Here is a 25,741-nt window from a genome sequence, read left to right as displayed (position 1 = left end):
CCCTGGCAGGTTCGTCGAAATGACATCATTTTAAATTCAATCCTTTAGCATCAGAATAATGGAGATCAAAGAAAGAATAAACCAGCTAAACTGGGCCGATATTTCGTCCGGTATGGATAGCAGGGGATATGCCCAAATTAAAAACGTATTAACAAACGATGAGTGCGATAGCCTGACAGTCCAATATACTAACGATCAGCTATACCGTAAAACCATAGTGATGGAGCGTCATCATTATGGCAAGGGGGAGTATAAATATTTTAAATACCCCCTGCCTGCACTCGTTCAGCAATTGCGCGAAAGTGTTTATCCCCGACTTGCACCAATTGCCAACAACTGGATGCAGCTTTTAAATAAAGAGCAGCGCTTTCCAGATACCCTGGATGAACTGTTGCAACATTGCCATGAGCAGGAACAATTAAGACCGACGCCTTTGATATTGCAATATGCCAAAGGTGGTTACAATGCCATGCATCAAGACCTTTATGGCGAAGTATTTTTCCCGATGCAGCTGGTGTTTGTTTTAGATGAACCGGGTGTTGATTATGATGGCGGTGAATTTATACTGATAGAGCAAAAACCGAGAGAGCAATCGAGGGCCATGGTATTAAAACCCGCAAAGGGCGATATGCTGTTGTTTACCACCAGTTACCGACCTGCAAAAGGCAGCAAGGGCTATCGCCGCGTGAACATGAAACACGGTATCGGTGAAATTACTGAGGGTAAACGCCGCAGTATGGGCATTATTTTTCACGACGCCAAATGATCTCGTCATTGTGAGGAACGAAGCAATTAGCCCCTCCCAACCCTCCCCGGAAGGGAGGGCTTAAAAATAAAAGTCTCCCCTACCGGGGGAGATTTAGAGGAGGCTTCCACAATGACGTGTTTTATATAAGCTGCTTCTTTAACATATTAAATCCTTTGCTTATTGCGTTATATCACAAGACCCGGATAACACTTATCATCATGCTTAAAAAAATAGCCTTAATAGTATTTATATTGATCGCAGGCAAGGTGGCTCATGCCCAAACAGCCAGTGAGGTGTATGATAAATACGCGGATTTTAATTTGGCGCTGTTACAAAACGAGCACGATAAAGCGCTTGATTTGGGCGAACAAATATTGCCAGATTCAGCCAAACTACCCCAAAAAGCACGCGTCAGTTTTTATAATGGTATAGCAAAACTTTATGAGGATGATAGTCAAAGCATAAAGGCCATAGCCTATTATAACCGGGTAGTTGCTGCCGAACCCAATTATTATGTGGCTCATCGTGCCCTGGGTTATTTATATATAAAAGACATTTCGGGTAAACCGGCTGATCAGGTTGTTGTTGATGCTGCCTATATCATTAAGATCAAAAAAGCCTTGCCACATTTAGAAAAAGCCCAGGCCTGCGACCCAAGTGATGATACACTGGCCCTGATCAAATTACTCTACAGAAACATCAAAGACGAAAGGGGCCTGAACACCTTGCCTGCCCGGCTTAATGAGTTAAAGAAAAATTGCATTGATATCCTGAGCGATCAATAGGTATCATTTGCATATCTGTCTATTTCTGCCTGAAACTATCGCCTATAAACTCCAATGCGTCGGTAATGCCGGTGCGCCAGTAGGTCCAGGTATGGGCGCCATCACGGATCCTGAATTCATGCGGTACCTTCTTTTCGGCAAGTGCAATGTGCAACAGGGAATTGCCTTTACTCAGGGCATCATCATCGCCACAGTCAATCCAGTAACGTACCGTTTTAAGTTCATCAGTAGTTTTGCTTTGTACCAGGCCAAGTATCGAATTGTTTTTCCAGGTGGCATTTAAACGTTCACTTCCTTTCAAATCAGGACCAAATACTTTGCTGTATACTTCGGCCCAACGAGTATCTGTTATCGCCATAAAATCATCATCACTACGTACAGCCGCGCTCAATGCCGCTGCTGCCGAGAACACCTCAGGATGTTTTAAGCTGTATACCAGTGTACCAAAACCACCCATGGAAAGCCCGGCTACCGCACGGTATTTCTTGCTGGCTTTGATACGGTATTCTCTTTCAACACCGGGCATAAACTCCTTAAAAAAGAAATCCTCGTAGTTTTGTTTACCATCATATGAATTGATGTAGAAGGTTGACCCCGCATCGGGCATAACGATGATCATGGGCGGGATCTTACCCTCGGCAATAGCTTTATCAGCATAGCGGTTAACTTCGCCAAACTGTAACCAGCCGGTGTGGTCATCACCATAGCCATGTAACAGGTACACCACCGGGTAACTGCGGTTTGATGTTTCATAATCAGCCGGCAGGTATATGGCGTATTTTACATTGCGTTTTAAAATATCACTTTTTATGTTTTGTTCTTCTATCACCTTACCGGCAGGTTGTGCAAAAGCAGTGCCAGCCGAAATAAGCAAACAAAACAGTATCAATTTTTTTAACGTATTCATAGGTTATAGGTATCAGTTGGTAGTATCAAAACAGCATATTTTATATCATCTGCACATCTGAAACGGCGTAGCCCTCTTGAACACCGTTGAAAACAAATAATGGTGAAAAATTTACACATCCGCACATCTATCTATTTTTGTCTGAAACTATCGCCAATAAATTGCAGGGCATCGGTGATGCCTGTGCGCCAGTAGGTCCAGGTGTGGGCACCATCACGCGTCCTGAACTCGTGGGGTACCTTTTTCTCGGTAAGGGCAATGTGCAGCAGGCAATTTCCTTTGGTTAAAAAATCATCGTCACCACAATCTATCCAGTAACGTACCCCGCTTAATTGTTCGGTGGTTTTATTCTGTACCAGATCCAAAACCGAATTGGCCTGCCATGCCTTGTTCAGGCGGTCCTTACCCTTAAGCCCGCGACCGTATAACTGACCAAATACATTTTCCCAATTGTCGTCCGCCATTCCAACCATTTGATCGTCAGGTAATACAGCCGCGCTTAAAGCTGCCGCTGCAGAAAACAATTGCGGGTATTTAATAGAATAAATCAGCGTACCATAACCACCCATGGATAGGCCGGCAACACCGCGGTATTTTTTCTCGGTTTTAACGCGATAGGCTTTTTCTATATGCGGCATAAATTCCTTGATAAAAAAATCCTCATATTTTTCCTTACCATCATAGGAGTTTATATACCAGCTCGAATCAGCGTTGGGCATTACAATGATCATAGGGGGAATGGTGCCATCGGCAATAGCCTTATCAGCATAGCGGTTTATCTCTCCAAATTGTAGCCATCCTGTATTATCATCAGTATATCCATGCAATAAGTAAACCACGGGATAGGTGCGGTTTGCTGTTTCATAATCGGCAGGCAGATAAATGGTAAACTTTACGTTGCGCTTTAAAACGCTGCTTTTAACGGTTTGTTCTTCTATCACTTTGCCTTGTTGTTGTGCAAATGCAGTACTAACACACAGCATAAAGCAAAACAGCAGAGATTTTTGAAGGATATTCATACAACAGGCGGTTTAGTTTTGGTTGATGGAAATTTAAGTAATTTTTGGTGTTACCCAAACATTTGCTAAAAATTAAGCGCTTTACCCTGTTCAGGATATAGGAGGTTTAATTGCAGTTTGTTAGCGGTTTTAAGCTGGGTTTTAATTTTAATAATGCTATTTACAGGTGGTTTAAGATGGGTAACTACTACATTTAAGCCTTTTAATTCATCCGCGCCGGTTAGGGTGGCCAGTTTATCCATCTCGGCCATGAGCCAGTGCGGTGTTAAATGGCCAAAAAGCGTTTTATCGGGCTGCTCATTTGGGAACGATACCTCAATTAAAACAGCCCTTAGCTTTTTGCTTTTTATTAATGGTGCAATAGCCTGCCACAAGTTTTGCAGGTTATTACTTTTTTCAATAGCATCTGGCCCGGTATCGCCTAAATACAAAATATAGTCACCATTGCTTTGCACTAAAAAAGCTGTGCTGGTGAGGTTAGAATGACTCAGTGGAAATGCCTGCACTTTAAGATCGGTATTTTCAATGGCGGTTTCGGTATCTGGTGCAAGTATTTGATAATGATATTTTTTTAAAGCGGGGGCCTCACCCTGGTCCGCAAAATTGGCCCAGCTTTCCCAGGTAAAATAGTGGGTTTTTATAGTCTCAATAGTACCCTGCAGGCCAAAGATGTTTTTGGTACTGTCTTCGGGCGAATTGATAATGAGTCCTGCGATATGATCAAGATGGGCATGTGATATAAAATAGCCCTTGATGTATTGTTTTAAAACTTTATCGCCAGGTATGCTAAATACCTTATTGGCTACTGCTTTTTGAATACCATAATGCAGGGTGCCGGCATCAAGGCATATATATTTATCGCTACCAGCAGGGGCAAGCATATAGGCCGATAAGTTACTTTCATCAATACCTCCCAGCACACCTAAAGGCACTAATCTGAAGGCATTACTATTTTTAGATTGAGCCAGTGCCAAAAAAGGCAATAAAATATATAAAATGATCAGGATGGCTTGTTTACGGTACATTTTCGGTAGATTTTCAATTGCCAGGCTTTGCAACCTATACGCTACTAAATTAATGATATACCTAACAATCAAGCAAACTAATCAGTACGATATTTTAAAAATGATAACGTGTTTTAAGACAACGGGCACAAAAGAATTTTTTCATTGGGAGCCAAAAGAATACTGTTTTGATAACTTTGCCTCGTTTACGCCGGATAGTTAGGATTTCTCTACATTTTTTACACCTGTAAACAGGGGGGGAAGGGGGAGTAACAAGTTGCATTAGTTTAGGGGGTATTAATACGATACAAACCTAAAAAGAAAAGCCCAAATTTTTAAGATCAACTTGTTACATGTTTGTAATTTTTTTGTTAAAAACTATCATTCTGTTTTCATTTCGGCTGCGGCAGCTTTCTTGTATTCGTAATCACCGCCCAGCAGGTATCCCCATGGTTTTAAGCTTTCAATCCGATCAAATATGATCTTGAAAATAGCAATAACCGGTATGGATAAAAACATGCCCGAAAGACCCCATATCATTTCGCCTAAAATAATGCCTATAAATGATATCAGCGCGTTAAGCCTTACTTTTGAACCTACTATAGTTGGCAACAAAAAGTTGGCATCAATGGCGTGTATGCCCACCACACTAATAATCACAATTACCGTATCCTTAACGTTGCCGGTTGCAAACGTTATAACTGCGCTAAGCAGCAGGGCGGTGAAAATACCTATGTAAGGGATAATGTTAAACAGACCCACAATAATGCCCAGCAATGCTGCATATTTTATGCCTATCAGTAAAAAAACACTGATCGCAACCGCGGCTACAATTACCATCTCTAAAAGTAAGCCCAGTATGTATTGCCTTAATATAGATTGAATATTCTCTACAATATCCATTACCACGTGCGAGTTTTCGTCGCGAAAAACCCAGATAATGAAACGCAGTAATAAACGCCTGTAAAGCAGGGTGAAAAAGGTAAATATCATGATGAACACATAGAAGAGCATCAATGATGAAATAGCCCCAAAGGTTGTACCTAAAACCTCCGTTCCGGATGCCATGATCTTATGCGCTGTTCTGTCAACATACGATAGTTGACTTTCGGCATTGATATGAAAAGTGCTTTGTATCCAATCCTGGAGATTTTGAAGCGACTGTTTTACCTGGGTTTGCAGCATTGGCCAATCATCGGTCACTTTTGATATTTGCGAACCTACCAGGTATAATATTCCAAAAACAACCCCCACCAGTAAAAGGATGGATACCAGTGATGACATGCTGCGTGGAAGACGGCATTTTTGTTCTAAAAAATCAGAAACCGGCAATAAAAGTATGGCAAATATAAATCCGAATATCATTGGATCGAGCAGTTCTTTACCAATAACGATCAGGTATCCAAGTGCCAAAAAACCTATTAATGTTAATGCAAGTCGTTCGTAAAAGGGAGCTATCAATTTTTTTGCAGACATATTTGATCTGGTTCAGCGTTTTTTTTAGTTGGTAACACTTATCAGTGTTGGATGTTTGAAGGTAAGCAATAATTGGGTACAATAATTTATCCTTTTATTTTTTTATTGTTTTGAAGTGTGCCTTATGCCGATCATGCTACAGTTATTGGGACATTGAAAAAGCCGCTCAGACCATATTTTGGCAGATATTTTGCATGAGTTAATATTATCTACTTAAAACTAAAACTATGGCAAAGTATTCAAAAAAAGCAGGTGAAAAAGTTGAAAAAACCATGCACGAAATGAAAGAGGGTAAACTTAAAAGCGGTAGTGGTAAAAAGGTAACCAGCAAAAAACAGGCTGTAGCTATTGGCTTATCAGAAGCTCGTAAAGAAGGTGCCAAAGTGCCTAAAAAGAAAGGTTAATAGTTTTAACACTTGTTTAAAATAATTTCTGTCATTCTGAGCATAGCGAAGAATCTATTTCGAGAGCAGATTTTTTACTTCGTTCAAGAGGGAGCTCTTCATTATGTTACCCATGATATGTTTCGATACACAATTAATAAATATGTCATTGCGAGCGTAGCGTGGCAATCTCATAGGACAAGTAGCAAACTTTGCTTATACAACCTGCATGATGAGATTGCAGCGCTACGCTCGCAATGACACCGTACTACAAGGATCAATTTTGTTGTTTGCTCTATAAATAAATTTATTTAGTAAACGCATCCATGATATCCATCAGCACTATAGCTTCTTCAATAGTGCAGGGATTGGGACCTTCGTTTTTAAAATAGGCAACTATTTTTTCGATCATCGGTTGCTGTATATGCTGGGGATGCTGAAAGGTTATCGTTTCCTCTTCAGTATCAGTTTTCCAACTTACATAATTACCAAAAAACGGAAACGTGATCTTTCCTTCGGCCCCGATGATTTCGCAGGTATCTGTTGTAAGGCTTTCGGCTACGTTAAAACACCAGGAGCCATTAACTACTACGTTGTTTTTAAACAATATTTGCCCGCAAACATGGTCGTCGGCAGGGGTGGCGTTTGATTGATTAAGGGAAAAACCATGATACTTTTCGGGTTCGCCAAAATAAAATAGCATTAAATCGAGCTGATGAGGGGCAAGGTCATGAAAATAACCTCCTCCTGATAGTTCGGGCTGTAGGCGCCAGTTAGTTTCTACCTTGGCTATCAGGGCCGGTTTACGGCTTTGCCACATCCTGATCTGCACCGTACGAATTTCACCGATCTTTTGTTTATCTATAAGGGCCTTAATAGCCAAAAACATAGGCACAGCACGGCGGTAATGGGCAACCGTTAGTTTGGAGCTGCCCTGTTTTACGGCTTCGGCCATGGCACGGGCCTCGGCAGCATTCCGGGTAACCGGTTTTTCTACATATACATTCAGCCCCTTTTTTAAAGCAGCCAAAGCATATTCCAGATGCGATGAGGGTGGTGTAGCGATGTAGATGGCGTTTACACCTGCTTCATCCATCAGTGTATCGGCGTCATTATACCATTTGCTTACCTGGTGCCTTTGGGCATAGTCGGCAGCTTTGGCTGCGTCGCGGCGCATCACTGCAATGAGGTCACTATCGGCTATTTTTTTGAATGCCGGACCGCTTTTATTTTCGGTTACATCGCCGCAACCAATTATGCCCCAATTGATGGTAGCCATTTTATTGAATTTTAAATTATTAAAAGTTCATGATCCAACTCACCCCGACATCGCTAAGCTTTTCTCCCCTCTCTTCGCCGAAGGCGAAGAGAGGGGAGAAAAGCTTTTCCAACTTGCAGTCATTAAAGAGGAGTGCAAGTTAGATTCCCCCTTTAGGGGGTTAGGGAGCCAATATCGTTTCAATCTGACCTAATTCATCAGCAGAGAATTTGATATTATCTAATGCTTTTAATGAATCGGCCAGTTGCTCGGTACGGCTTGCACCAATTAAAACAGAAGTTACCCTATCATCCTTAAGCAACCAGGCCAGCGCCATCTGGGCCAGTGTTTGGCCGCGTTTGATAGCCAGGTCATTCAGTTGTTTTATCTGGCTTAATGTTTCTTCGGTTATCTGGCTTTTTTGCAGGAAACCGGTTGATTTTGCAGCTCTTGAATCTTCAGGAATACCGTGCAGGTATTTATCGGTCAATAACCCTTGTGCCAATGGCGAAAACGGGATACAGCCTACACCTTCGTTACCCAGTACATCCATCAAGCCCTCTTCCGGATCGCGTACAAACATGGAGTATTTTGGTTGATGAATAAGGCAAGGTGTACCCAGCTCTTTTAAAATGGCGATAGCTTTCGCGGCTTCTTCGGCAGGGTAGTTGGAGATACCCGCGTATAAAGCTTTACCCTGACGAACAATTAAGTCAAGCGCAGCCATGGTTTCTTCCAGTGGTGTTTCAGGATCCGGCCGGTGGTGATAAAATATATCCACATAATCAAGGTCCATGCGTTTAAGGCTTTGATCTAAGCTGGCAACCAGGTATTTTTTGGATCCCCAATCGCCATAAGGCCCATCCCACATGGTATAACCGGCTTTGCTCGATATGATCATCTCATCACGGTAGCCACGAAAATCTTCCTTTAAAATACGACCAAAATTCTCTTCGGCCGAGCCTGGAGGCGGACCATAGTTGTTAGCAAGGTCAAAGTGTGTAATACCGCTGTCAAAAGCCAGATGTAAAATTTTCCGGTAATTTTCGGTAACATCCACATGCCCGAAATTGTGCCACAAACCCAGTGAAATAGCCGGAAGTTTAATGCCGCTATTGCCACAGCGGCGGTATTGCATTTTTTGATATCTGTCTGCTGAAGGTACGTAAGTCATAGAAAAATGTGAGGATTATGTTGTTTTTAAGAGAAGTAAAAATAGAATTTTATATAGATAACGTAAGTAAATATTTTGTTATGCAAAAAGCATTAGGGCATGGCTTCAACATGGTTTACCAGCATTTGCTCTTTAGCCCAATCCCTTAGTAATGATAAAAAGGGCAGCAGTTCTTTGCCCGTATCAGTAAGGGTGTATTCAACTTTAGGTGGTACTTCGATATAAACTTTGCGGCTTATCAACCCGTCATCTTCCAGTTCTCTTAATGCCTGGGTAAGCATTTTTGAGGTTACCCCGGTCACGGTTTTGCGCAGCTCTCCGTAGCGTAAAGTGCCGGCCCTGAGGCGCCATAGTATACGGCCCTTATATTTACCGCCAATACGCTGAAATGCATAGTCAATTCCGCATTTAGGTAGCTGTCTTTTCACTTTTTTATTCATTAATTAAAAATAAAACAACTGATTTACAGATTGGTAACTTATTTGTAAGCAGGCTACTTTTTTGTGCCTACTTGATAAAGGTACGCAGCAAATATAACTTTGATACATGAAAAGTACCCTGCTATTAATATTTTCTGTTTTTAACAGTTATTTTGCCTTCGCGCAAAAAAATGAAGTCAAAACATCAAATTCTACACCGGCAACCATTGCCGGAACGTTTTCGTTAGTTGCTGTAGATAATGTACTTGCAGATGGCAGCAGGGTACATCTTTATGGAGATGACCCTCAGGGGATACTTATTTTGGATATTAAAGGTCGTTATTCACTGCAGATATTTAGCCAGGGACGCCCCAGGTTTGCCGCCAGTGATAAAAGTAAAGGCACCGATGAAGAGAACCGTGCAGCAGTAAAGGGCAGCAATGCACATTTTGGAACCTATAGTATTGACAGATCAGCAGGTGCAATCACATTCTACATTGATCATGCTTCTTTCCCTAATTGGGAAGGTACACAGCAAAAGCGCCCCTTTACCTTTATTGGCAATGTTTTTAAATATACTGTACCGGCGCCAACTACCGGAGGAGCTGTAACCGGAGAAGTAGCATGGAAGCGGATGGATTGAAGTTATCTGAATCTGAATTTTCTGAATTTTAGAATTCACAGAATTGAAAAAGCTATTTTGATTAATAATTTGAATTCTAAAATTAAGGTTCAGATAGCTTCAGCCACAACAAAAGTGCTGCCCCCAACAAAAACGAGATCATTATTTCCAGCGTTTTGCTGTGCTGATTGTAAGGCTTGTTTTACGGATGGATAAGCACCACCATGCAGACCAAAGCTTTCGGCTTTAAGCTTTAAGCTTTCTGCATCCAGCCCTCTGGGGATATCTGGTTTGCAAAAATAATAGGTGGCATCATTTGGCAGCATGGTCAAAACTTTAGTAATATCCTTATCATTCACCATACCTATTACAAAATGCAAATGATGGTAATCAATAGCAGCAATATTTTTAACCACCTCCTGTAAACCATCCGGGTTGTGCCCGGTATCGCAAATGGTTAGCGGCTGGGTGCTTAATACTTCCCACCGGCCATGCAAGCCGGTCAGGTTTTTTACCTGTTGTAAAGCGGTTGCAATGTGATCATCAGTTATCGTAAAACCCTGAGTACGTAATTCCTCCACTGCAGCTAAAACTGTTTTCACATTTTTAAGCTGGTAAGTGCCGGTGAGGTCAAGTTTTAAGTTCAGTGGCGGGTTGTGAGTGGCGAGTAGTGAGTTTCTTTGAATACTTAAATCAACATGCTCAAATGTTTTTGACTTTTGACTTTCGACTTCTGACTTACCTTCAACGGTCCATTCGTCTGATGCAAATGTAATGTTGCTGTTTTCCTGTTGTGCTTTATCAACAAAAACCTGCGCAATTTCCGGCTGATGTTCGCCCACTATGACAGGGATGCCGGGTTTAATGATGCCGGCCTTTTCGCCCGCTATCAGTTGCAGGGTGTTGCCCAGCATATTCATGTGGTCCCAGCCTATGTTGGTAATTACCGAAAGGAGCGGGGTGATAACGTTGGTAGAATCAAGCCTGCCGCCCAGGCCTACTTCAACAATGGCTATATCAATCTTTTCCTTTGCAAAAACATCAAAGGCAAGGGCTACTGTCATTTCAAAAAAAGATGGGGCAATCTCATCAAAATCGGTATGGTGATCTGCCACAAAATCAATAACGGTTTGTTCGCTGATCATTTGCCCGTTTACACGGATGCGCTCCCTGAAATCTTTTAAATGCGGCGATGTGTATAGTCCGGTTTTATAACCTGCTGTTTGTAAAATGGCAGCCAGCATGTGCGAGGTAGAACCTTTGCCATTAGTACCCGCAATGTGTACGCTTTTAAATTGATATTGCGGATTGCCCAGGCGTTTGCAAAGTTCAAGCGTATTGGTCAAATCCTTTTTAAAAGCCGACGCGCCATCGCGCGTAAACATGGGGAGTTGGGTATACAGGTATTGGATGGTAGTGTTGTAGTCCATAGATCATTATTGATGGTTCATGGTAATAAAATGAACCATCCAGTTGACAAAGGTAGTATGGATGTGTTATAATGAAACACTGATGAATGTAATATTCTTTGGCGGGTTATTAATTATATGTACGTACCAATTCACGCCGGCCGGTCGGCAGGATAACCGTATTTATTCCGAAAAGACTTTCTTTCATTGGTGAAATCCCACCATTTTTGGGTACTACCAGGATGATTGGCATAATGTACCACCAGCCGGAATTGATCTTCTACACAGGGATCAATGCGGCAGCCTATCGCTTTTTCGTAATCATTCAGTAATTCTGATCCTGTTTTATCCTTGAGCGAAGTCAGGTTATAATATCCTAACAGCATCAAGTCATGAGCAAAGCGGATGCCTACAGATGGGATGCTTTGAAATTCAAACAGAGCTTGAAGTGTTTTTGCTCTCTGTGGACCGGCATTTAAAACGGTTGCTATTTCGTCGATGGCATAGTTTGCAACGCTTTTTTGCGTAGTACCTTTAGCCTTCAATAACTGTTTTTCAGCAGGAGTAAACTCAAAATCGATATTTTTTTTGACAGCTATCATTTCTGAAAACTAAAAATCAAGCACTAATTTACTTTGAATACAAATACTACTGTACCAACCTGTGTATCTGGCGCTGAGTCAAGGGCGTTAAGTTTGGAATGAAGTACGGCATCTTCGCATTTTTGCAATAAGGCTGCATCAGATATGGTAGTGCCACGGGCGCCTGCACGGGCGTAAACCACGTTGCCATTTTTGTCTACACGTATATCAACCATGATTTTACCGCTTTGCCTGTTATCATCAGTTACAGCCGGGCGACTCACAAAATTACGCTGATTCATGTTCAAATTACCACCATTGCCTGATCCCGTACCATTATAATTGTTGGTGAGCGTTGTTCCGGTTGGTTTACCCTGGTTACCTGGGGTATTTCCTGTTCCATCACCTTCGCCGGTGCCGGTAGTGGCCTTGCCCTTATACAGGGCATTTTGGTTCACTGTAGGTTTGGCCGGTGTTTTAGTGGGTTGTGCAGCGGCTACAGTGTTGGTTGGTTTTTTAGTAGGCGCAGCAACTTCGGCGGCATCCTCTGTGTTTTGAGTTACTACAGCTTTATCACTGCTTTCGGGTGTTGGTTTATCTTCGCTCGGCTTTTCGGGAGTTACCTTATCGGGTTTGGTTTTATTTGCTTTTTCGGCTACCGAGGGCTCTTCGGTACTCATGTAGTCGCTACCCATGCCCTCATCAACCGTTCCGTAATTTACCAGTATGCCCCCGGTTCCATCTTCGGTTTTAGGCGGATTTTTAAACACAATAAAATAACAAGCCGCTATTAACACAGCCATAATAATGGCTGTTGCCAAAAACGCTTTTGGATAGTTATTTTCTTCCCTGTAATCCATTTTTTGTTCCGCGGTTCGTGTTGTCAGGTTCGTGTTTCGCGATTGAAGTAATAATCATTTAATTACCGGAACCCCGAATCTCTCAACCCGCAACAAAAATATCTACTTCGGTTCCGTTGCCAAAACCAGTTTTATGTTTAATTTTTGTGCTATATCCATTACCTGTACCACATCCTGTATGGCTACTGTTTTATCAACATATAAAACTATCGTCAATTCTGTTGCCAAAGTTTTATAACCCGACAATGTGGCTTGCAGCGCATCTACCGGTACTTCCTTTTTATCAACGTAATACCGCAGATCTTTGGTTACTGATACCGTAATTGTTTTTTTTGATACCGATTGCCCGCTTGATGATTTGGGCAATACCAGTTTAATTACGTTTGGATTGGTAACCGTTGATGCGATGAGGAAAAACAAAAGCAGGAAGAACATAATATCGTTCATGGCCGATGTATGGACCTCTGCCGATGCACTTCTATGTCTTTTTCTTAAATTCATTTGCTTGGCTCCTCTAACAGGTCAATAAATTCAATGGCGTCAGTTTCCAGGCTCAATATCACTTTATCAACCATCATATTTAAAACATGGTAACATACATAGGCAACAAGACCCACCATTAAACCGGCGGCGGATGTTACCATTTTAACATATAAACCTCCTGATATAACACCCATACTGATGTTATCTGTTTTAGATATATCGTAAAATATTTTAATTACCCCGGCAATAGTACCCAAGAAACCAAACATGGGTGCAATACCGGCAACTATACCTAAAATACCAATGTTTTTTTCCAATTTAGATACTTCAAGCTTACCCACATTTTCAATGGCGCCTTCAATATCTTTTATAGGGCGACCAATACGTAACAAACCTTTCTGCAACATACGGCCAAGCGGCGAATTGTTATTGCGGCAAAGCGCTATAGCCGATTCCAGGTTACCGGAGTGGATACTTGCCCGTACCTGCACCATCAAATTCAATTCGTTTTTTGAAGCTTTACGGATAGTGAAATAACGCTCAAAAAATATCACCAAGCCTAAAACAGCCAAAATACCTATCGGCACCATTACCCAGCCCCCTTTTATCAACAGATCACCAAAGCGTAGTTCTTCGGGCTGCGTGGTTATTGGTTGAGTGATGTGACCTGCTGTGTCAGCGATGTGTTTTGCGGTATCTGCTATTTGCTGTATTAATAATAACGTCATTTCTTTTGGTTAATAATTTGGGTGTACGAGTCTTTTCTTAATTTTCCTGATTTTACTAATTTAAGTCTTAGGGCTTCGCCCTCCTTGTATGTCGCAAAACTACCAATAATTACTTTGATGAGTCTTCCTGAACCCGGACCGGTTAAAATGCGGGCATCAACGCCAATACTTTTATAATTTTTAATTGCCAGATCACTTGTAGCCACTTTTTTAAATGAACCTGCAAATATCACATACTGGGGTTTGGCCACCGTATCAGCGGCGTTTGCCACAGGTTTATTTAACGTTGTATCTGCCTTAGAAATTGCTTTTGATACGGTATCAATATGCGGTGGAGCAGTTTTATTAAAGTCGGTATCGGTACTATCTGTTTTTGTTGCAGGCGGTGTTTTGGGTTGCTCTGTAACAGGTTTCGCAGCTTGTTGATCAAAATTAAACAAGGCTGGGTTGTATTGATAAAGACCAAAAACCGCGGCAGCAATAACCACTATAATGATCAGTGCAATTACCCAAACACTTGCCGACCGTTTGGTTTCTTCCTGTTCGTCAGCTATATATTCCTCAGACTGATTGGCTGTTGACGCCTGTGCCGATAATGAAACAGGCAGCGGTGGCGGAAGCGGCCTTTCGGGTTCCTGATATAACTTTTTTATGGCAACAGGTGCATAGCCATAAAAATCGGCGCCATCACCACGCTGCTCATTGGGTTTAAAGGCAATTTGGCCCTCACTCATATAAAACCAGCCCAGGTTTGCAAAAGCTACCTCTTTAGTGGCAACCTCCTGCCTTAAACCTGTAATATATTTTTCAGTGAAATATTTGGATGATGCCAGCGAGATATTTTTCTTTTCGGCAATGTATTGTACTAAGGTATCATCATTTTCTACCGGTTCCGGATAAAACTGTATTTGATAACCCGGTGGATAAAACTGGCTTTCAGCATCATTGTAATAACCATTTACACGTACCTGCGTAAAGTGACCGAGGTCGGGCACACTTATTTTGCCATGCCGGCCTAACAGTTCGCTTAAATAATTGGCTATGTCCATTCGCTAAAAATAAGGTTAATTATAAAACATCAAAGGCTTAAAACGAATACCCGACGCCGCCAAAGATATTAAATCCGTAGTTAGGATAATATAACCAGTTTTGATAACCTGTGTTTAAAATGTTATTAGCTTGTACAAATACCGATATTTTGCTGGTGGCCTTATACTCCACACCACCGCTCAGATCTGCAAATGATGCGATAGGCTTTTTTGTTAATAATGGAGCACCTGCAGGGTCAGCGGTAAATATTCTGTCATTAGTTGCCCCACGGAACACTAATGAACCGGTAATGCTTACTTTATTATTAATATGGATAGCAGTCCCGGCGGTTAACAAAAACTTAGGCAGGTTCCATGGTTCTAATTCAGAAGCAAGTTGGTAGTCTTTAAACTCAACGCGTCCAAAAATATTCAGGTCATCGCTGGCTTTAAAGTCAAGCTCTCCGTTAAAGCCATTTATACGTGCTTTACCATTATCATAAATTACTTTAAACTTGTTTACTTCAGCATCAAAATTACTTACCAGTAATGGCATGTTTTTAACACTGTTGCGGAACACGGAAGCTTTAAAGCTAAGGCCCGGTGCCAGGGTACCTTTTAGTCCGGCGCTGATGTCTAACTGGTCAACCGAGTTTTTGATCTCAATATTTTGACCTATGAAGGGGTTGATGTTGGCAAAATCACGAATGGACGACCTGTTGATATCACCTTTGGCTTCGACAAACAAGCGAACATATTTCGGGATCACCTGTACCTCAAGCTTGGCAGCCGGGAAAATGTAAAATTTGCCAAAATCGCCAAATTCTTTTTCAATGTTTACACCCGCATCAATTTTATAATTGGTGCCCTGAAATTTGATGTATGGGTTAAGTCGTAATATATGGTTGTTGATCTTATAAAGACTGTCTTTCTGAGAATTTATGTCGATGGAGCCGCTTAACCCTGCGTAAAACTGTTTTACAGTTTGGTTTAAAAAGCCCGAAATAACAAAATTATTTTCCCTGGCCTGGTAAGCATTGCTAAACGCATAGCCCTTTACTTTCAGAGCATAGGTAAAATCGTTTTCTACATCCTTATAGTTTTTGGCCAGTTCAGCTTCGCCACCTATGGTATTAAAGTGCTGTTTGCCTGGTACAAAGGTTGCAACCGGAGCGGCCTGATCATAACCGTAAAAATTGGTACCCATACGGTTATAAGTGATACGGCCGCTTATGTTGTTATCGCCCAGTATGCTTTTGCCAAATACACTTACATCGTCTTTACTTTGGCTTTGTTTTTCTAATGATCCTGATTGTGAAAAATGTTTCAGGTATCCGCCAACCTGTAAAGCCTCATCGCGGCCATTGGCAAAATAAGCCTCGCCAAACAGTGTTTTTGAACTTCCGGCACCTACTTTAACATAGTTGTTAAGCAATACAGAATCCTGCTCAGGTGGCCTTTTCATGGCTTCCAACTGCCTGATCTCAGAATTTTGCTCTTGTCTTTTATCTATTGGCGCGTAAGCCAGCGGCGCTTTAAAAGGCACCTTATCTTCCAGATCGGGGTTACGGCGTATTTTTACGGCATCGGCCAGTACTGGTTTGTAAGCCGTAGTTACTACGATCTCTTCAGAAAGACTGCCACCATTTTGTGGGTTATTGGCATTAGCCCCACCTTTTTTGGTGGTATCCTGAGCAGCCTTTGCTGCAGCATCGCCTAAGTTTTTTGATGTATTGGTTGCTTTTTTAGGAGCCGGAGCTTTTGCCGCAGGTTTTTTCTTTGTTGTTTTAGCTGCTGTTTTTACTGTTGCCTTTTTTGCCGGTTTCTTTGTTTGTGCTTGTGCAGGAACAAAGTATAATGCTATTATTAAGGTAAGCAGCGTATATGTGTATTTTAAGTTCATTGCTTGTCTTTTTATATTATTCTTTGCCATCCTGTTAGTTTTGACCGGGTGTTTTGGTAGTATCAGCCGGGGCTTTTTTAGTGGTATCAGCCGGAGCCTGTTTAGTGGTATCCGTACTATCAGCCGGCGCTTGCTCCGGCTCTGTTATTTTAACAGGCTTACCAGTTATAACACCCATTTTTTGTTTGGCTGTTGATAGTATATCATCATTACCCTTATAGTTATCAATTATACTTTGCAGCGTAGCTTTAGCCTGGAAGTTATCTTTTAGCTTCACATAATTATCGGCCAATAAAATATAAGTTTTGGCTATCCAATAATCATAGTTTGGCATTTCTTTAGCCAGGTCAAAACACATTTTTTGTGATGTTTTGTAACGGCCTTTTAAATACTCAATGTTGGCAAGGTTATATTTAGCTTCGGCAGCGGCCACTGTTTTGGTATTGGTTACCGTGTAGGTAAACTCTTTAACAGCGGTTGTAGTATCACCTTTTTGCAAGTAGGCTTGTCCTGCGTATAAACCGGTTTTGAATTTATCTTCCTGTGCCGCTTTTTCATTACCACGCACCTGTTTAACGTAGTTTAACACGTCATCAGGCATTTGCATCTGCGCGTAGCACAGCATCAGGTTATTGATGGCAAAAGAATAATCCTCTTTAAACTCCGAATTAGTTTCCAGCTTTTTCAGGAATACTACAGCTTCGTTATATTTTTTCTGCGAGATGTACAACTTGGCCATACTAACCAATGATTTTTCAGTATAAGCACTTGTCCAATCGTTTAATATGATGTTATAATCAACAATAGCCTCGGCAGATCTGTTGAGGTTAACCAAACTTTGGGCCCTGATAAACCTTGCCTGTTTTTCATAGATCTGTTTACTTGGGAATTTATCAAAATAGGCGTTAACCGCACCCGCGGCACCCTGCCAATCGCCTTTTAAGTAAAGGTTGTTAGCCGCGGTGATCATGATATCTTCCTGTTGTGATGTGGTATAGTTACCAATAGGGGTGCTTGTTGCATAATTAATAAATGTTTGCGCATCACCTTTATCAGTATAAATTTTTTCAATTTGCTTAAGTGCCTGCTTAGCTTCGTCGGTTGATGAATAATCTGCAATTACCTTTTTAAATGACTCCACAGCCAGGTCGTCATTGCCAGCATTGTAATCAATCAAACCAATGGTAACTAATGCCCGCGGAACGTAACTGCTATGCGGATACTTCTGGATCATGGCGTTCAGATCGGTTTTTGCTTTTTCCCCATCAGTTTTAAGGAAATAGGTATAGGCTATTTCGAACGATGCATCATCAGCATAATCGGAATTAGGGAACGTATTTAAAACATCGTTCAGGGTGCTGATCTTAGTATCCAATGATCCCTGCAATCCCTGTATCATACCGCGTTGAAACAAGGCGTAATCTTCGCCCTGGTTGTGCATGGCAATAATGCGGTTATAATAATCAAGGGCTGTACCATAGCTTTTCAATACAAAATAGCTGTCGCCAAGCCTGGTTATGGCATCGTTTTGAGTGTTTTGATCTATTTGAGCGCCGCGTAAAAACTTCTCAAAATAATTAGCTGCCTTTTTGTATTGCTCGCCATAAAAGGCTGCATAAGCCAAAGCATAGTTGGCGTAGTTGGACAGATCGGTTTCCTTAGCTTCGGGCATACTTAAAAAGCGCTCAAAGTTATCAACCGATTCACCATATTTACGTACCTCGTACATTGACTCAGCCATCCAGTAGGTTGTAAGAGCTTCTGTTTTATTATCAATAGGGTTTTTTAATGAACGGAGGAAAATACCAATAGCGTTTTCAAAGGCTCTTTCATTGTAAAACTCCAAACCACGGTAATAAGTAACTTTTTGATAAGCCACCTGTGCGCTTTCTGATTTGTTGGGGATAGGTTCCAGTATTTCAACAGCTTCTTTGTAGTTGCGTGAATTTAATAGCTCCTCACCAAGTAATATCTTCACCTCGTCGTTACGACGCGAGCGTGGATAGTTTTTTAGATACAGGCGGGTAGCAGCCAATGCATCGGTGTTAAAATCAAGCTCGTATGATAGCTTGGCATATTCATATAAAGCATCCTCCTGTAACTGCTTGTCGTAGGTAAGTTTTGATGCCGCTAAGAACGCGTTACGGGCGCTTTGCTTGTTGTTCATTTTCAGAAAAACATCGCCCAGGGTATAATTACCGCTTTGGCTGTATACATCCCCCTGTTCAATCAGGCGTTCCAGTTCGATAGCTGCCTTGGCATAGTTACCTACTTTATAATAAGTGTAGCCAATTTGATAGCTATCCTGCGTATTCTGGGTTTTACCCTGGTCACGGGCCTGAAAACGGTCGTAGTATTTAACCGCGTTATCATAGTTGGCTTTGGCAAAGTATGAAGCGGCAATAATGCGCAGCATTTCGGTTTCGTGCTCCTGATGGGTGCTGTTTACAATAGGCACCGCGTAGCTCAGTACATCGTCATACCGTTTATCCAAAAAGTAAACCGCCGATATGTAGTAAGGGTAACTTTTTTCGTATTTTTTTGAATTTTTTAATTTTTCAAAATTTGCCAGCGCCAGGTGATAATCCTTGTTCAGGTAGGCTATATAGGCAAAGTAGTAGGTAGCATCCTCTGTAAATTCCGATCTTTTATTTTTTACCTCRGCAAAAAGCAACTGGGCATTTTTAAAATCGTTGGTGGAGAAATAAGCATAACCCTTGCGGAATTTATACTCGGTATTATCATGGCCGTTAAGCTCACCAGCCTGCACTTTATCAAACCAGCGCAGGGCGTCCTGGTACTTGCCCTGTTTAAAATATGATTTTCCTATCTGGAAGTAAGCAAGCTTGGTTAATGGGTTTTCGGGATGCTCTTTTATAAAGCGCAGAAACATGCTTTCGGCATCATCATTGCCCAGGTTAAGGGCACAATAGGCTTCATAATACTGACAGTTTTCTTTAACTAATGATAGTTCAGACTCAAATTGTGGTTGGGTGCTTGTTTTAAGCCGGGATGCTTCAACAATGCGAAATTGCTCAGCAGCGGCCACATATTTACCCTTATCCATCAGGTCAATTGCCGTATGATAAGTACGGTAAATTTGTGATGAAGGATTTTGCTGGGCACGGGCTGTTGAAACAATAAATACCGGGATTAACAGGGAGATGTATTTAATTTTGATCATAAAGCGCATACTAACGATGTTGCTAAAATAGCGAAACGAAAAAGAGTAGTTAACACAAGTAATTAACAAATGTGGAAAATACCTTTAATTGAACGAAGGTAATACTTAAGATAATATGTGTGTGGAAAACTTTAAAATTGTTGAACAATACCATAGTGCTGGTAACGGAGACCAAAAGTAATCAAATAGTACTTATGACCGCAATTTATTTAACAATAAAGCATTATATAGTATGGCATATTGTGCAATAGCGGTAGTGATGGTTTTAAGGGGCTGTTTTTTTAATCGGTTTAGGATATTAGGTAAAATGCTGATGATCATTGCTTTACTTTTACCGCAGCTTTTAAAAGCACAAAAAATAGCTGCCCCAATTGTTTTAAACAATGAGCAATTGCCTGTATTACCTAAAGAATTTTACGTGGCTGCAGTTACAGATGAACGGGATGACCGCAGTGCCGTTGCCTTGCTTTTGCCTACTATAGAAGCTACCTCAATAACACCCCAGTATAAAGTAGACTTTAAGTACGGCGCACAGGCTGCAATAAAACAGTTTGTTAATTATGCTATACCGCCTGATAAGGCATTACGCCCGGTCATCGTTAGGATAAAAAAACTTAAGCTTGCCGAAAGCTTGCTGGCAGGGGGACGTGTAGAAGGTAAAATGGAGGTAGCATTATCGTTCGATTTGAAACGGGCTTATGATAACGTTCACTTAGTAGATTATCGTACCAGCTCTACCTATAATCGCACTATAGGGCAGCAGTATGATGTGGAAACCCTGTTGCGGCATACGCTCGAAGCGGGTTTGATATATTTTAATACCTGGATAAATCGTGAGGCCGATAACAACATAAAACTAGCAAAAGGCGTAAAGCTCATATTTACTGACTATACCGAGCAACCCGAAGGTGATACCATTTATTATTCGGCCAAAAGACCTTTGCGATGGGACGATTTTAAAGCAGTACCAATAGGTGGAAAGTACGAAGCTTCGGTTTTGCCCAGTATTGGCTACAACGAGCGGGTGGAGATCATAAATGGAATAGTTAACATTCACCTGGCTATAAAGACTTATTTGCCCAAAAGCGCTTCATGGGTAAGAAATGGTAGCAGTACTGACTATAGTTTGAACCATGAACAACGGCATTTTGATATTGTGAAAATAATTGCAGAACGGTTTAAACAAAAGCTAATGTCTGAAAAGCTCCCTGTTGATAATTATGATGGTTATATTAATGTAGACTACCTGGAAGCGTTCCGCGAAATGAATATGATGCAGGATCAGTATGATAATGAAACCAGCCACGGTACTAACTCCTATGCGCAACAGCAGTGGAATGAAAAGATTGATAAAGAGCTGGGGAAGTGATGTGCAGATGTGCAGATGTGCAGATGTGCAGATGTGCAGATGTGCAGATGTGCAGATGTGCAGATGTTTTGAAATAAGGCAATCAATTTAGCCAAAATCCCTGGCAATCTCCTAATCACATAAATTAAGGGTCAAACAAAATCAACGGAATCATAATAATCATAATAAATCCGCGGTTAATGTTTCATTTATTTTTGAAAGTTTAAAAACTTGATTACATTTGTATCATGGAACTGGCAGAAGCGAAGTTGAAGTTTATTGAGGCCTGGGGTAAATTAGGGTCAGAGTGGGGTATAAACCGTACTATGGCACAGGTACATGCTTTGCTGTTGGTTTCGCCCGAGGCTTTAACTACTGAAGAGGTTATGGCCGAACTGAGTATATCGCGTGGTAATGCCAATATGACCCTGCGTGATCTGATTGACTGGGGCCTGGTTGAAAAGCAACACAAAACAGGGGAGCGTAAAGAATATTTTTATGCCGAAAAAGATACCTGGATCATTGCCAGGCGGGTAGCCGAGGAGCGTAAAAAACGCGAACTTGATCCGGTGATCAAAATATTGGGCCAACTGACAGAAGTTAAGGGTGATGAAAAGGATCCGGCTTTTAAAGCGTTTAATTCGTCGGTAACTAATATTAATAAGCTGGCCAATAACGTGAATAAAACGTTGGAAACCATGCTGAAAGCCGAAGAAAACTGGTTTTTTGGTTCGATATTCAAAATGTTTAAGAAATAAAGATTAGGCTGCAGTGTTCAGTTGCCTGCTTATGCTTCGGAGCAAATCATCAATATCAAAAGGTTTGGCTATATAATCATTTGGCCCGCCAATTTCATTTAATGTTCCCGAAACATCGTGACTGGCTGATATTAATATAACCGGTATGTCATGTGTTTCTTTCCTGGTTTTAACAATTCTGCACAAATCGCGGCCATCTAAATTGCCCAGCATAATGTCAAGTAATATAAGGTCAGGCTGCTTTTCTCTTATCTTATCAAAAAGGTAATGTCCGTCTGTAAGGGTTTCAACCTCATATCCTGAATCTTCAAGTATGTATTGTATGACCTCTAAAATGTCGCTGTCATCGTCTACCGCTAATATCCGTTTCATGTTTTACTTTTAGCTACTTCCATAAAAATTGCTTCTAAAATTGTAATAAAAGCATCCGGTACATGACTACACAATTCTTGTTCCAACTTTATGGTCAAAAGCTTAAAACTTGATTAAATATTTTAATTATACTTAACTCAGACGTAATTTTATACTGTTTTACCGTAAATATTTTATAACAAAAAGTGTATTTGATGTTTGTTTACTGCCTGTTTTAACGCACAGTTTTGGTGAAAATCTAAAATGTGACGTTTTACAGGTCATTAATCGCTATTGTACGAAATGATCAATGCGATTGATCAATAAAAACATAAGATGATTTTTTGCATTTTGCACAGAAGTATTTTCTGACAGGCAAAAAAAACAAAATTCTTTTTGTAAACCAGTTTCTTCGTAACTGGAAATGGAATGGTTCACCACATTTTGAGCAGTGATATTTTTTTCTTTTCTGGGTGTCTAAATTCAAATCGGTCACTACAAGTAAATAGAGTGGAACAAATTACAACACTTCCATAATAATGTGCAATAATGCGGGTATAAAAAGTCAAAACATACTAATAAGTAAGTGTGGGTTAATTCAAAAAAGAAAAAATAACTAATTAGTTAATCAATGTAATATATAACGCTTACGCTGGCATCTATAACAGATATAGCGTTTTAGGGGAAGAAAGAATAATACGGTTTTTACAAAAAAACTTCTGGGTATCCTGCTATCAAGTTCGGTTTTGCACCGTGGACACAAAGGCAATTTTTTATGCTCGGTCCTGATAGATTCGTTTGAATTTATTGGGATAACCATAATGCGATCCAGGGTTTAGGGTATTTATTATTTGTTTAAAACCTCATTATCACAAAGTTAAAACATTTGTCAATATTTCAACTATATCTGTTAATTATTAAGTAATTATCTATTTTTGATCAATAATCAGATACATATTGTAATTAATCCAGGTTTTAAGTGATATTTTTTAATCATTTATCAATTTTAACTAAAAACCATAGATTAAAGCCACTAATTTATAGCTGTTTTATTAACCGAATTACGAATATAATAATACTATTATTAGGAATATTGGAGTAGTAAAAGGTATATGTAAGGTTTATATCAAGTTGTTAACCTTTTCAACCAATTCAGACAGATCAAAGGGCTTATTAATAACACCATCGCAGCCGTAGTTAAGCAAATGGTCATCATTATTCAAATAAGCCGAAAATATAATAACAGGTATATTACAGAATTTAGGATGTAACTTGATGTTTTTACAAATTTCGCCACCAGTAGTGCCTGCTACGCGGTAATCTAATATAACAAGGTCTGGAATAAATTGTTCCATCAACGGTAGTACTTCAAGGCTGTTCGAAGTACTTCTTACCTCAAATTGCTCATAAGTAAGTGTTTCATGAACAATATCTAATATGTCCTGGTTGTCGTCCAATACTAAAATACGTTTTGACATAAAAAAAATTAAAAATGTGAAAAGGTCGAAAATGTACTAAGGAATGTTTGTAAAACTAATGTATTAGTATAAAGGCAACGGCTTGGCTAAGTTTTTTTATCGTATAAATTAACATGCAAACTTAATTATTTTTTTATATTATTGGATTGGAAAACAGATGATGTAAATTATATTTTTTTGTTTTAATTAAAATTTTGAAAAATAACGATCAGAATACATCAGCAGGGCAGCGTATTAATGATTTGATAACGCAGGCTCCGGTTGCGATCAGTTTTTTAAAAGGCCATGAACTCATTATTGAATCGGCCAATATTCATATACTTGAATTGTGGGGCAAACAGGACGATATTGTAGGCAAGTCGCTTGCCCTTGCCTTACCCGGGCCTGATGGGCTGGCTTATACTAAATTATTACAGGAGGTTTATAAAAATGGCCACGTACATTATGGTTACGAAACAAAAGTGTGGCTTTACCGCAATGGCCATAATAACTTGTTTTATTTTGATTTTGTTTATAACCCGGTTAAAGATGCTGGCAATAATATAATTGGTATTATGGTGGTTGCTACCGAAGTAACCAAACAGGTGATAGCAAGGCAACTTCTTGAAGATACAGAAGAACGACTGCGTTTGGCTATTGAAGCCACCGGTATAAGTAACTGGGACCTTGATATTGTGGAGAGGACTATCATTGCTTCGCCCCGGCTTGCCGAAATATTTGGCCTTGATCCCGAAGAAAAAGTTACCCACCCGCAGTTGCGCGATATGATTCACCCCGATGATAAACCTATGGTGCTTAATGCTTTTGAAAATGCAGTAAAAACCGGTGTTTATTTATATGAGGCACGTATTGTATGGACCGATGGCTCAATACACTGGATTAGGACCGGAGGAAAAGTTGTTTATAATGAACAGCATAAACCTTTACGGATGCTGGGTACAACCTATGATATTACTGAACGGAAGCATGATGAGATGATGAAAAATGATTTTATAGCCCTTGCAAGCCATGAATTAAAAACACCTCTCACTTCCCTTAAGGCCTATACGCAACTACTCGCGGTAAAAGCCAAAAAAACTGACGATACATTTTTTATAAATGCGCTTGAAAAATCTGAAAAACAGATCAATAAAATGACCAGGTTAATACATGGTTTTCTTGATATGTCGAAAATTGAATTGGGCAAATTGCAACTTAATCAACAACTTTTTGATATCGGCACACTAATTACCGAAGTGATAGCCGATAGTATTCCAAATGCTCCTGGTCATAATTTATTTTTTAAAGCAGGTAGCCCCATTCATATCATGGCTGATAAGGAAAAGATAGGGCAAGTACTTGGTAACCTTGTAAGTAATGCTATAAAATATTCGGCCAAAGGCAGTACTATAACTATTACTGCTAAAATGCAGGGTGAAAATTTGCAGGTAAGTGTAAAAGATCAGGGCATAGGGTTAAAACTAAAAGACCAGCAAAAAATATTTCAGCGCTTTTACCGGGTTGAGAACGAGAGTACTTACGGATTATCAGGTTTTGGCATAGGCCTTTATTTATCGGCCGAGATCATCAGGCTGCATCATGGCAAAATTGCTGTTGAAAGTGAAGAAGGCTATGGAGCCGAGTTTTACTTTTTGTTGCCAATGCAGACCACAAATAGTTAATTCTTTACCTTGTCTTCCTGAGCCTGCCGGCAGGCGGGGAGCGAAGGGTTTATCCGCCAATATGCAAGTCTTATAATATATGCTTCACTGCGTTCGGCACGATAAACCTTTTTAGTTGTGATTGTAACGCTTTTGTCTATAAAAATCCTAAACTCAAATATTGTTATTACTTTA

Annotated in this window: 24 protein-coding genes; 7 read left to right on the top strand and 17 right to left on the bottom strand. The window is 40.4% G+C overall.

From position 1 onward, the window contains the following. Positions 1-58: 58 nt before the first annotated feature. Both AC1DRQ_RS06665 and AC1DRQ_RS06660 read left to right on the top strand, forming a co-directional pair. Positions 59-766, top strand: coding sequence for a 2OG-Fe(II) oxygenase (locus AC1DRQ_RS06665; RefSeq protein WP_477423071.1), 708 nt, complete (start codon positions 59-61; stop codon positions 764-766). A gap of 200 nt (positions 767-966) precedes the next feature. Then, positions 967-1,533 carry a hypothetical protein gene (locus AC1DRQ_RS06660; protein ID WP_477423070.1) on the top strand — a complete coding sequence of 189 codons (567 nt, stop codon included), beginning with the start codon at positions 967-969 and terminating at the stop codon, positions 1,531-1,533. Between the two features lie 19 nt (positions 1,534-1,552). Here AC1DRQ_RS06660 and AC1DRQ_RS06655 read toward each other — a convergent pair whose 3' ends face one another. The 4 genes from AC1DRQ_RS06655 to AC1DRQ_RS06640 form a co-directional block, all read right to left on the bottom strand. Beyond that, positions 1,553-2,440, bottom strand: coding sequence for an alpha/beta hydrolase (locus tag AC1DRQ_RS06655; protein WP_477423068.1), 888 nt, complete (start codon positions 2,438-2,440; stop codon positions 1,553-1,555). Positions 2,441-2,571: 131 nt separating this feature from the next. Beyond that, the gene (locus AC1DRQ_RS06650) at positions 2,572-3,459 is read right to left on the bottom strand and encodes an alpha/beta hydrolase (protein WP_477423066.1); all 888 of its coding nucleotides are present in this window, start codon (positions 3,457-3,459) and stop codon (positions 2,572-2,574) included. A gap of 65 nt (positions 3,460-3,524) precedes the next feature. Further along, entirely contained in the window at positions 3,525-4,484 is a 960-nt protein-coding gene (locus AC1DRQ_RS06645; RefSeq protein WP_477423064.1) for an MBL fold metallo-hydrolase, read from the bottom strand. Between the two features lie 360 nt (positions 4,485-4,844). Continuing rightward, positions 4,845-5,939 carry an AI-2E family transporter gene (locus AC1DRQ_RS06640; RefSeq protein ID WP_429398499.1) on the bottom strand — a complete coding sequence of 365 codons (1,095 nt, stop codon included), beginning with the start codon at positions 5,937-5,939 and terminating at the stop codon, positions 4,845-4,847. A gap of 227 nt (positions 5,940-6,166) precedes the next feature. Here AC1DRQ_RS06640 and AC1DRQ_RS06635 point away from each other — a divergent pair, with 227 nt between their 5' ends. Next, positions 6,167-6,343 (top strand): DUF6496 domain-containing protein, encoded by a 177-nt coding sequence (locus AC1DRQ_RS06635; protein ID WP_429398497.1) that lies wholly within the window; start codon positions 6,167-6,169, stop codon positions 6,341-6,343. A gap of 286 nt (positions 6,344-6,629) precedes the next feature. Here the strand turns inward: AC1DRQ_RS06635 and AC1DRQ_RS06630 are convergent, their stop codons facing one another. The 3 genes from AC1DRQ_RS06630 to AC1DRQ_RS06620 form a co-directional block, all read right to left on the bottom strand. Then, positions 6,630-7,601, bottom strand: coding sequence for a Gfo/Idh/MocA family protein (locus AC1DRQ_RS06630; protein ID WP_477423062.1), 972 nt, complete (start codon positions 7,599-7,601; stop codon positions 6,630-6,632). 160 nt (positions 7,602-7,761) lie between these two features. Further along, positions 7,762-8,754, bottom strand: a complete 993-nt coding sequence (gene mgrA / locus AC1DRQ_RS06625; protein ID WP_429398493.1) for an L-glyceraldehyde 3-phosphate reductase — start codon at positions 8,752-8,754, stop codon at positions 7,762-7,764. A 92-nt stretch (positions 8,755-8,846) separates the two neighbouring features. Next, positions 8,847-9,182 carry a winged helix-turn-helix transcriptional regulator gene (locus AC1DRQ_RS06620; protein ID WP_477423060.1) on the bottom strand — a complete coding sequence of 112 codons (336 nt, stop codon included), beginning with the start codon at positions 9,180-9,182 and terminating at the stop codon, positions 8,847-8,849. A gap of 118 nt (positions 9,183-9,300) precedes the next feature. On the opposite strand from AC1DRQ_RS06620, the gene AC1DRQ_RS06615 reads away from it, so the two are divergent. After that, the gene (locus tag AC1DRQ_RS06615) at positions 9,301-9,816 is read left to right on the top strand and encodes a lipocalin-like domain-containing protein (RefSeq protein ID WP_477423058.1); all 516 of its coding nucleotides are present in this window, start codon (positions 9,301-9,303) and stop codon (positions 9,814-9,816) included. Positions 9,817-9,905: 89 nt separating this feature from the next. Here the strand turns inward: AC1DRQ_RS06615 and AC1DRQ_RS06610 are convergent, their stop codons facing one another. From AC1DRQ_RS06610 to AC1DRQ_RS06575, 8 genes are all read right to left on the bottom strand, one after another. Beyond that, a complete protein-coding gene (locus AC1DRQ_RS06610) occupies positions 9,906-11,225 on the bottom strand; it encodes a bifunctional folylpolyglutamate synthase/dihydrofolate synthase (protein ID WP_477423056.1) in 1,320 nt (439 codons plus the stop codon). A 131-nt stretch (positions 11,226-11,356) separates the two neighbouring features. Further along, positions 11,357-11,806 (bottom strand): helix-hairpin-helix domain-containing protein, encoded by a 450-nt coding sequence (locus AC1DRQ_RS06605; RefSeq protein WP_477423054.1) that lies wholly within the window; start codon positions 11,804-11,806, stop codon positions 11,357-11,359. A gap of 23 nt (positions 11,807-11,829) precedes the next feature. Beyond that, positions 11,830-12,645: an energy transducer TonB gene (locus AC1DRQ_RS06600; RefSeq protein WP_477423052.1), complete on the bottom strand. Its 816-nt coding sequence runs from the start codon at positions 12,643-12,645 to the stop codon at positions 11,830-11,832. A gap of 102 nt (positions 12,646-12,747) precedes the next feature. After that, a complete protein-coding gene (locus AC1DRQ_RS06595; RefSeq protein ID WP_477423051.1) occupies positions 12,748-13,146 on the bottom strand; it encodes an ExbD/TolR family protein in 399 nt (132 codons plus the stop codon). Continuing rightward, positions 13,143-13,856 carry a MotA/TolQ/ExbB proton channel family protein gene (locus AC1DRQ_RS06590; RefSeq protein WP_429398481.1) on the bottom strand — a complete coding sequence of 238 codons (714 nt, stop codon included), beginning with the start codon at positions 13,854-13,856 and terminating at the stop codon, positions 13,143-13,145. Before AC1DRQ_RS06590 ends, AC1DRQ_RS06595 begins: the two co-directional genes overlap by 4 nt. Further along, the gene (locus AC1DRQ_RS06585; RefSeq protein WP_477423049.1) at positions 13,853-14,905 is read right to left on the bottom strand and encodes an HU domain-containing protein; all 1,053 of its coding nucleotides are present in this window, start codon (positions 14,903-14,905) and stop codon (positions 13,853-13,855) included. Before AC1DRQ_RS06585 ends, AC1DRQ_RS06590 begins: the two co-directional genes overlap by 4 nt. Before the next feature lie 37 nt (positions 14,906-14,942). Then, positions 14,943-16,787: a porin family protein gene (locus tag AC1DRQ_RS06580; RefSeq protein ID WP_477423047.1), complete on the bottom strand. Its 1,845-nt coding sequence runs from the start codon at positions 16,785-16,787 to the stop codon at positions 14,943-14,945. Between the two features lie 34 nt (positions 16,788-16,821). After that, positions 16,822-19,971, bottom strand: a complete 3,150-nt coding sequence (locus AC1DRQ_RS06575; RefSeq protein WP_477423046.1) for a tetratricopeptide repeat protein — start codon at positions 19,969-19,971, stop codon at positions 16,822-16,824. A gap of 232 nt (positions 19,972-20,203) precedes the next feature. On the opposite strand from AC1DRQ_RS06575, the gene AC1DRQ_RS06570 reads away from it, so the two are divergent. Both AC1DRQ_RS06570 and AC1DRQ_RS06565 read left to right on the top strand, forming a co-directional pair. Further along, positions 20,204-21,340 (top strand): hypothetical protein, encoded by a 1,137-nt coding sequence (locus AC1DRQ_RS06570; protein WP_477423044.1) that lies wholly within the window; start codon positions 20,204-20,206, stop codon positions 21,338-21,340. Between the two features lie 227 nt (positions 21,341-21,567). Continuing rightward, entirely contained in the window at positions 21,568-22,077 is a 510-nt protein-coding gene (locus AC1DRQ_RS06565; protein ID WP_477423042.1) for a GbsR/MarR family transcriptional regulator, read from the top strand. A 3-nt stretch (positions 22,078-22,080) separates the two neighbouring features. Here the strand turns inward: AC1DRQ_RS06565 and AC1DRQ_RS06560 are convergent, their stop codons facing one another. After that, complete coding sequence (locus tag AC1DRQ_RS06560) at positions 22,081-22,449, bottom strand: response regulator (RefSeq protein WP_477423040.1); 369 nt, start codon at positions 22,447-22,449, stop codon at positions 22,081-22,083. Positions 22,450-23,549: 1,100 nt separating this feature from the next. Continuing rightward, positions 23,550-23,906 (bottom strand): response regulator transcription factor, encoded by a 357-nt coding sequence (locus tag AC1DRQ_RS06555; RefSeq protein ID WP_429398467.1) that lies wholly within the window; start codon positions 23,904-23,906, stop codon positions 23,550-23,552. 194 nt (positions 23,907-24,100) lie between these two features. On the opposite strand from AC1DRQ_RS06555, the gene AC1DRQ_RS06550 reads away from it, so the two are divergent. After that, positions 24,101-25,567 carry an ATP-binding protein gene (locus AC1DRQ_RS06550; RefSeq protein WP_477423038.1) on the top strand — a complete coding sequence of 489 codons (1,467 nt, stop codon included), beginning with the start codon at positions 24,101-24,103 and terminating at the stop codon, positions 25,565-25,567. The last annotated feature ends 174 nt before the right edge of the window (positions 25,568-25,741 follow it).

It is taken from the genome of Mucilaginibacter sp. P4_E8 (assembly GCF_056401495.1).
Note: the sequence above shows the minus strand (reverse complement) of the source record. Positions and strands in the feature narration are given on the sequence as shown.

What these genes read in the sequence shown, in the direction of transcription:
- AC1DRQ_RS06555 (WP_429398467.1), bottom strand. Translation starts at nt 23,906, where the DNA reads ATGTCAAAACGTATTTTAGTATTGGACGACAACCAGGACATATTAGAT.
- AC1DRQ_RS06580 (WP_477423047.1), bottom strand. Translation starts at nt 16,787, where the DNA reads ATGAACTTAAAATACACATATACGCTGCTTACCTTAATAATAGCATTA.
- AC1DRQ_RS06655 (WP_477423068.1), bottom strand. Translation starts at nt 2,440, where the DNA reads ATGAATACGTTAAAAAAATTGATACTGTTTTGTTTGCTTATTTCGGCT.
- AC1DRQ_RS06665 (WP_477423071.1), top strand. Translation starts at nt 59, where the DNA reads ATGGAGATCAAAGAAAGAATAAACCAGCTAAACTGGGCCGATATTTCG.
- AC1DRQ_RS06615 (WP_477423058.1), top strand. Translation starts at nt 9,301, where the DNA reads ATGAAAAGTACCCTGCTATTAATATTTTCTGTTTTTAACAGTTATTTT.
- AC1DRQ_RS06590 (WP_429398481.1), bottom strand. Translation starts at nt 13,856, where the DNA reads ATGACGTTATTATTAATACAGCAAATAGCAGATACCGCAAAACACATC.
- AC1DRQ_RS06600 (WP_477423052.1), bottom strand. Translation starts at nt 12,645, where the DNA reads ATGGATTACAGGGAAGAAAATAACTATCCAAAAGCGTTTTTGGCAACA.
- AC1DRQ_RS06570 (WP_477423044.1), top strand. Translation starts at nt 20,204, where the DNA reads ATGGCATATTGTGCAATAGCGGTAGTGATGGTTTTAAGGGGCTGTTTT.
- AC1DRQ_RS06650 (WP_477423066.1), bottom strand. Translation starts at nt 3,459, where the DNA reads ATGAATATCCTTCAAAAATCTCTGCTGTTTTGCTTTATGCTGTGTGTT.
- AC1DRQ_RS06565 (WP_477423042.1), top strand. Translation starts at nt 21,568, where the DNA reads ATGGAACTGGCAGAAGCGAAGTTGAAGTTTATTGAGGCCTGGGGTAAA.
- AC1DRQ_RS06635 (WP_429398497.1), top strand. Translation starts at nt 6,167, where the DNA reads ATGGCAAAGTATTCAAAAAAAGCAGGTGAAAAAGTTGAAAAAACCATG.
- AC1DRQ_RS06560 (WP_477423040.1), bottom strand. Translation starts at nt 22,449, where the DNA reads ATGAAACGGATATTAGCGGTAGACGATGACAGCGACATTTTAGAGGTC.
- AC1DRQ_RS06585 (WP_477423049.1), bottom strand. Translation starts at nt 14,905, where the DNA reads ATGGACATAGCCAATTATTTAAGCGAACTGTTAGGCCGGCATGGCAAA.
- AC1DRQ_RS06645 (WP_477423064.1), bottom strand. Translation starts at nt 4,484, where the DNA reads ATGTACCGTAAACAAGCCATCCTGATCATTTTATATATTTTATTGCCT.
- AC1DRQ_RS06660 (WP_477423070.1), top strand. Translation starts at nt 967, where the DNA reads ATGCTTAAAAAAATAGCCTTAATAGTATTTATATTGATCGCAGGCAAG.
- AC1DRQ_RS06640 (WP_429398499.1), bottom strand. Translation starts at nt 5,939, where the DNA reads ATGTCTGCAAAAAAATTGATAGCTCCCTTTTACGAACGACTTGCATTA.
- AC1DRQ_RS06605 (WP_477423054.1), bottom strand. Translation starts at nt 11,806, where the DNA reads ATGATAGCTGTCAAAAAAAATATCGATTTTGAGTTTACTCCTGCTGAA.
- AC1DRQ_RS06630 (WP_477423062.1), bottom strand. Translation starts at nt 7,601, where the DNA reads ATGGCTACCATCAATTGGGGCATAATTGGTTGCGGCGATGTAACCGAA.
- AC1DRQ_RS06595 (WP_477423051.1), bottom strand. Translation starts at nt 13,146, where the DNA reads ATGAATTTAAGAAAAAGACATAGAAGTGCATCGGCAGAGGTCCATACA.
- mgrA (WP_429398493.1), bottom strand. Translation starts at nt 8,754, where the DNA reads ATGACTTACGTACCTTCAGCAGACAGATATCAAAAAATGCAATACCGC.
- AC1DRQ_RS06610 (WP_477423056.1), bottom strand. Translation starts at nt 11,225, where the DNA reads ATGGACTACAACACTACCATCCAATACCTGTATACCCAACTCCCCATG.